This window comes from Phormidium tenue FACHB-1050 (genome assembly GCF_014696925.1).
Classification (GTDB): Bacteria; Cyanobacteriota; Cyanobacteriia; order Pseudanabaenales; family Pseudanabaenaceae; genus Pseudanabaena.
This window is the reverse complement of record NZ_JACJQY010000047.1, coordinates 37773-44432: the sequence shown is the minus strand read 5'-3', so window position 1 is coordinate 44432 and position 6660 is coordinate 37773. Positions and strand designations below refer to the sequence as shown.

Genomic DNA, 6660 nt, shown 5'->3' with positions numbered 1-6660 from the left:
GTTCTATGGATGGTTTACGCAATACCGCCGCTTTATTGACGGTTATTCAAACTTGTAAAGCTCAAGGTAAATCTGTCATTGATTTTTTTCGTCAAGCTTTAATTGATCCTTCTTCCATCTCTCTCATCCCTATTCTTACCTGAATTCTTACCTGAAAATCTATTGCGTATTAATAGATTAAAATATACAGTTATGTATCCTTTCTTGTTAAACTGCTATCACGAATACAATCGTTCTTCCATATCAAAAAATGAATTTATTGATATTTTAAAAACACTTGAAAACTTTGCAGTACGACGTTTAGTTTGTGATATTGAAACGTTTGGACTCAATAGAATTTTCCCAATTCTTTACAGAGATGCTAGACATGAAAGCACCTCAAACCTAATTGATGGAGTAAAAATCAGACTTGGAAAAAATCGTTATCCTAGGGACAATGATTTTTGTAAGGATATGCTCAGGACATCTTTTAGTGCTACTGATGAGAGAACAAAATTGATACTGGAAACAATTGAAGTCTATTTAAGGAAGCAAAATTCAAAAGATACAAATACTTTCCAATCTTCGTCTTACAAAGTAGAGTTAATAATGCCCGACTCAATCAATGTTGAATGGGAGAAAGAACTAGGAGAGGATTGGCAGCAATATTATTACACATATAAACAAGTTCTTAGCAACTTAACTTTAGTTCCTCTGGATTATAACTCCGCTAACAAGTCTTATCAGCAGAAGAAGCAGTATTTCAATCAAAGTGATCTACTTTTAAATAATTATTTTCAAAATGTTGATCAATGGAATAAATCAGCGATTGAAGATAGAGCTAAAGTATTAGCTGATATGTGTCTGGAAATATGGTCATGTTTTGTTCCTAACAATCCTATTTCCTATTCCGATGATGTCACAGGGACAAGACCAACTAAATTGACAATTGCAGGAGACGAATATCAAGTAACTTATTGGAAAGATGTTTACATTGAAATCTTAAAGTGGATTCAAGAATATTCTCCTGAATCGTTTACTGAGATTAGTAATAAGTTTCCTTCTTTTATCACGGATATTCCACGCAATCTTACGGTATCCTACGACCTACAAAATGATTACTTTGCCGAACTCAGACTAAGTTCAAAAACTATATACCGATTTTGTGAGCAAGTTATGCGTTTAGATACGATTAGAAATTTATGTGATAGTTGGAATGTAGAACGAGAGGGAAGATAAAAATCATAAAACTTTAATCAATTGCTTCATGACTGAGATTAGGAGTGATCGCTGCTTGATGTTGTTGATTTGTTGAGGGGGCGATCGCTTGTGTGGTGAAAGTGTTGATGTTTTATACCAAAACACAAAGTGGCTACGCCATTTTGTGTTTTTAAAACCCTTACTGGGTTTGGTTTTCGATTCACAAAAGTGTTGCCACACTTTCGTGAATTGGTATTAGGCGATCGCTGTTTGATTGAGATTTAAGGGGCGATCGCTGTTTGGTGTTTTTGGTTGTTGAGGGGCGATCGCTGATGTGGTGAAAGTATGGATATTTTAGGCGATCGCTTTGTGATTGAGATTAGGTGCGATCGCTGTTTGGTGTTGTTAGTTTGTTGAGGTGCGATCGCGGTGTGGTGGAAGTATTATGGATTATTGCTCTCTCTTCCGCAACTTTACCTAGTTGTTTTACATTAAACTGAGCGTGTCATTTGCACGCGGTAGCGTTCCTTTTTGGTAATCATAATTTCACCAATCGTAACTCTACCTTTGCCACGAATGGCGATCAGATCACCAGATTTGAGTTGATAGTTAGGCTGAGAAACTGTTTTCCAATTGACACGCACATCTTCGCCATTGATCAGATCCACCATTTTGCTACGTGACATCCCAAAACCGAAGGAGGCGATCGCATCTAGTCTTAAGGATGCTTCCGTGGAAGTAAGTTCTTTAGTGACAGGAATGCGGATTTTCAACTCTTCCCACGCGATCGCATTGACCTTGACGGGAACTGTTCGCACTTGATTAAAATGGATTTGCAAATATTCCATGAGTTCTGGAACAACGATCGCCTGTGCGCCTTTTTCGCCTAGGACATTAACATCGCCGACTTTTTGACGCTCGATACCCGTACCAAGGAGCGCACCCAAAAAATCGCGATGGGTTGCCGTGTCAAATAGGAAGTTGCCAGAAATCGATATGGGAGTGAGACTAACCATTGAAGGTTCAAGGGGCAACTCAGAACGAGCGATCGCTAATCTTTGGCGTTCGGCTTGTTCATAACCACCCCATGCTAGGCAATGGATTTCGGTCATTTTGCCGAATACTTGTAGCGCTTCCGTAATTTCGGGCGGTGATAGAAAATCACTGCATACGACATCCCATGTCTGGATAGCGCGATCGCCTAAATCCAGCAATCGGCTAACGGTATCGCGATTTTCAACATGATTCAATAGGTCACGAGGTAGCATTAAATTTCGTCAAATTCCTCTTCGGGAATACGTTGTTTGGACTTGTCAGGAATTTTGGTTTCGCCCCAAGCATCACGGATCTGCTGTTGGGTTTCGTTACGAAAATTAGTTTTCGGTGTATCTAAATAATCGTCTTCAAAATCATCATACTCATCATCATAGTTATCGATGGGCGCAGGTGGTGGAGCGATCGGGCGCGATGGCTCAGGACGGACTTCGGCTCTGGCTTGGCGACGTTGTTGCTGCGGGGGATTTACAGGAATGCGCTCCTCAGCCCAATTATCGCCATCATCCCATGATTGTTCTTGACGATAGACAGGACGTTGCTGCTGCGGTGGGGGTGAATAGGTGCTTCTTGTGCCAGACGATAGGGCGTTGTCGCGAATGGTGGTGGATGGTGGCATGTAGTCATCCTCGAAGTCATCTTCCCAAGGTGCTTTGCCTAGTCCTAGACGCTCTAACAAGCCTTTGCTAAGTTGGGTCATCCGATCTTCCATGCCTTCGGTGACAATAATGCGATCGCGTCCCACGGCGATGATTTCATTGACATCAAGCTCGTAGGTGCTAATCAGGCTGGCAGGAATAATTGGGTTACCAATGGAGGCAACGATTAAGAAAAGTAAATCACCTGTCTCAGGGTCAAATCTAAAATCGCGTACTTTACCAAGCAATTCCCCTGATTCTGTAACTACTTCGTTGTTAATGAGGGTGGTGTAGCGCTCAGTAATTAAAATATCTTCGAGTACCGACTCGTCATCTACCAAGATGGCATCTGGCCCCAGCAGGTCAATGTTATCGAGGGACATAAAAAATGTGTCACCTATGCCAATGGGTGTGCCTGGGACAAATCTTTCAGCGACGGTCATTCCGACGACCCGCCTCTGATCGACATCTAGCCAGATTTGGGTGACGATGCCAAGCCGCACGGCTGAGCGCTTGCTAAAGACTTGCAAACCCAATACGGCGGCACGTTGACGAAGATTTTCCGATTGCATCATGGCGGTGACGTGGCTCTAAAAAGATTCCCAAACGATCCCCAACGAGTGGGGCATGAACTAAACAGGACGGTAAATACCTAGGCTTGATCTTAGCAGACTAGATCCCCGTCGGTATCTTAACGTTTGTTCGGTCGATTGTTCGGGCGATCGCATTATGCTTTATTGATGCATGGAAGAACTTCCTGCGATAGCGAAAGTCTAGGGCTGGCAAGGGGGCGCAGCCCCTTGTCCCACTATTTCAACGTTCATACAATTGCCAGAAAAATATAGTGATTACCAGCAATTCTCATTGGTTCAATAGGTGAATCGGGGAGGTAAGGAAAGTAGAGAGTGCAACAAAGGCACTGAGCAAAGCTTTACCCCTTCTCTTAGCATTATGAACAAACTCAAAGAAGCTCAAATATAAAGGTAGCTTTTCTTGAGAAATACCACGATGAGGACGTAACCAAGAGCGCAAAAGCGACTAAAAGTCCTCCATCGTATTGACATGAAACTCGCACAAGCCATCACCATCTTCATCTCTTGCATATTCTCCCGCGCCATGACAAACAGTTTTGTGCGTATAGCCCCAAGATTGTAAAGGGTTGTAGATGGCATATTCGTCAGTGTAAACCATCGTACCAAGAGCAATCTTTGCTTTAATCAGAGGCTCAATAGTCCGTTGTTGAACGTTTTCCATCATGAGAATTACCACTTCACCACCACGCTGAATCATGCCGAAGATGGGTGGTTTTTCTTTTTCAAGCGTCCCCCGCCACCCCTTGAGGCGATTACGTCTTCCCTTGCGCCCTTTTTTTTAACTTCTTCGGGGTTGACTTTGTGGCCTGCTGTCACATATACCTCGTCACACTCGACTGCGCCAGATAAGTTTACTTCAGGCTTGCTTTGGTCAATACCTTCTCGTAACTGAGTGGTCATATCTTGCACTACATCCTTGTCTAGGTCTAGTTCTTGGGCAATTTGTCGGTTTGAGAGGTTTAAGCCCATCAAGTATAGGCACAATATCCACATCCGTAGTGGTTGATGGTTTCCTGCAAATATTGTGGCGGTTAGATCGTCAAAGTTAGTGTTACAAGTTTTACACTGGTATCGTTGACGGGCAGGTTGCGTTTCATCTTTGCCTCGCTTGATTACCTCTGAGCTTTTACATTTTGGACAGTGTATTCCTGTTGTCCATCTCATCTGACGCACTGTTTCGTAACATTTTTCATCATCGATTAGATGGGTTAAGTTCACGCTCAGCATAGTGTTCGCTGCTTTGGGATTTCGCTACAATTTTATCAATTCCTGCCTTTCTTTCACCTCCCCGATTCACCTATTGAGCCAAGTGATTAAGTCCCAACAGATTTTCCCCTCTGATGAGGCTGCTTTCAAGCTGGTTTATTTGGCAGTGCGGAATATTTCTAAGAAATGGACGATGCCCATTCGTGATTGGAAACCTGCTCTTAATCGCTTTGCTATCCTCTTCGAGGATCGTCTCCATCTCTAGCTTCTAGACTTTACACACTTTGCTTGACAATCTCGATTGTCCTTGCTGATACTGAGTTTAGTACGGTGAAGTTTTTCAATGCAGTCCGCGCCAAGTCTTGGCGCATAGTTGTCGGCGTACGCAACAATCGCAAACTTCAAGATGGACGTACCGTCAAACAACTTTATCGTCATGGCAAACGGGGACAACAAGTTTTACTGAAAGGGCTAACTAAGCCTTTGACCATCTCTTGGTTCTGGCTCAAAAGAGCAGATAGGAAACGGGAGTTACGCTTTGTCGTCTCTTCGCATCCTTATTCTGGTGCTTATCTGGTGATGTTAGGACGTAAGCGTTGGGCGATTGAAGGATTCTTCAAAACCGTCAAGCATCGCTTTGGTTTGCATTGTTTTGGGCAATCTACAAAACTTGGTGTTTATCGTTGGTTGATTCTCTCTCTGCTTTCTTATCTTTTGGCTCATTGGATTGATCAATGGTCGATTCCTCCCATCTTGGACTGGAAAGCTACCTCTGATTTAACTCTTTCAGTTTTATTCCCTTCTGTCCTTTGGTTGAAACTTCTCAGGTATCTTCAAGTTAGTGCCGATATTGCTGCTCGTCATGGCTTTGAAATTATTCTCAAACCCATTCCCACTTAACTCTTTCAGGAATGGTGCAAGATCTGAGGTAAGAAAAGGGTGCAAAGATGGGATATAGCAGTAGCCTAAGCAACAAGGAGTGGGAGATTATTGAACCTCTGTTGCCGAAAAAGAAGAAAACTTGCCCACCAAAATGGACAAAACGACAAATATTAGACGGCATATTTTACCAACTCAAGCAAGGATGTAATTGGGCAGACTTACCCAAGGATTTACCCCCATACTCCACAGTGTATTGGCACTACAAGCAATGGCGAGAGTCAGGAGTACTGAGGGAAATCATGACCGCATTACACGAACAGGTGAGAGGACAAGCCGAAAAAAAGCCTAAGTGGACAACCTTAATCATCGTCGATTCACAAGCCACCAAAAATACCTGTAATGCAAGCGTTGAGTCTAAAGGTTTCTGCTCCTACAAAGCCACAAATGGGATCAAGAAAAACCTCGGTGTGGATTCTCTGGGTTTGCCATTCTTTACGCTTTGCACCAAGGCAAGTCTGTCCGATGACAAGGCTTTGCTTGAAATGTTTGCTCAAAACATTGATTACTTTAAATCTAAACCCGTGAATATTCCCAAAATAACTGTCATGGTTGATCATGGTTATCATCCTGATAAGCTGATCCCAGACTTAGAAGAGATTTATCCACAGATTATGACCAAGATTAGGTTTAAGGTTGCTCCGAAAATGTCTAGTCAGGAGAAGAAGTCTTTGGGCATATCTGGTTTTGTCGTCATTCCTATGCGTTGGATTGTGGAACGTTCCAATGCTTGGATGGAGCGTTGTAAAAGTCTGGTCAAAAACTTTGACAGAACTTTAGACAACTCTAATGCAAGAATTCATCTTTGCTTTATTAGGCTTATGCTTAAGCGCCTTGCTAAAGCTTCCTAAGATACCAAATGGGTTCTATATAAATAGTTTGACTAGCTTGCTTTCATAATGAGAATTGCTGTCTTCGTGGATATCTACAGGAATTATTACCGCAAAAGTGGGCACTGGTTGTTAAAGAAGTGATGAATAGCTACAAGGCTTATCCAACAAGGATTTATGGTGATTGAGTAGCAAGCTCGTGAAAAGCTTGCCCAGAAATAC

General features: G+C 42.5%; 7 protein-coding genes and 1 pseudogene. 4 read left to right on the top strand and 4 right to left on the bottom strand.

The window, feature by feature from the left end:
* The first annotated feature begins 192 nt into the window (after nt 1-192).
* Nucleotides 193-1218, top strand: coding sequence for an HNH endonuclease family protein (locus H6G05_RS21100; protein WP_190581192.1), 1026 nt, complete (start codon nt 193-195; stop codon nt 1216-1218).
* 452 nt (nt 1219-1670) lie between these two features.
* On the opposite strand, the gene H6G05_RS21095 is transcribed toward H6G05_RS21100, so the two are convergent.
* From H6G05_RS21095 to H6G05_RS25120, 4 genes are all read right to left on the bottom strand, one after another.
* Nucleotides 1671-2447 (bottom strand): photosystem II S4 domain protein, encoded by a 777-nt coding sequence (locus tag H6G05_RS21095; RefSeq protein ID WP_190581190.1) that lies wholly within the window; start codon nt 2445-2447, stop codon nt 1671-1673.
* Nucleotides 2447-3445 carry a PRC-barrel domain-containing protein gene (locus H6G05_RS21090; RefSeq protein ID WP_190581188.1) on the bottom strand — a complete coding sequence of 333 codons (999 nt, stop codon included), beginning with the start codon at nt 3443-3445 and terminating at the stop codon, nt 2447-2449. Before H6G05_RS21090 ends, H6G05_RS21095 begins: the two co-directional genes overlap by 1 nt.
* 463 nt (nt 3446-3908) lie before the next feature.
* The gene (locus H6G05_RS25125; protein WP_322096413.1) at nt 3909-4169 is read right to left on the bottom strand and encodes a transposase; all 261 of its coding nucleotides are present in this window, start codon (nt 4167-4169) and stop codon (nt 3909-3911) included.
* On the bottom strand, nt 4157-4690 hold the full coding sequence (locus tag H6G05_RS25120) for a transposase (protein WP_199310705.1): 534 nt from the start codon (nt 4688-4690) through the stop codon (nt 4157-4159). Before H6G05_RS25120 ends, H6G05_RS25125 begins: the two co-directional genes overlap by 13 nt.
* A 97-nt stretch (nt 4691-4787) precedes the next feature.
* Here H6G05_RS25120 and H6G05_RS21080 point away from each other — a divergent pair.
* The 3 genes and pseudogenes from H6G05_RS21080 to H6G05_RS21070 all read left to right on the top strand — a co-directional run.
* Nucleotides 4788-4934: pseudogene (locus H6G05_RS21080) on the top strand (IS256 family transposase); the annotation flags it as partial.
* A gap of 23 nt (nt 4935-4957) precedes the next feature.
* Nucleotides 4958-5569, top strand: a complete 612-nt coding sequence (locus tag H6G05_RS21075; protein WP_190581186.1) for a transposase — start codon at nt 4958-4960, stop codon at nt 5567-5569.
* A gap of 47 nt (nt 5570-5616) precedes the next feature.
* Nucleotides 5617-6459, top strand: coding sequence for an IS5 family transposase (locus tag H6G05_RS21070; RefSeq protein WP_190581175.1), 843 nt, complete (start codon nt 5617-5619; stop codon nt 6457-6459).
* Nucleotides 6460-6660 lie beyond the last annotated feature (201 nt).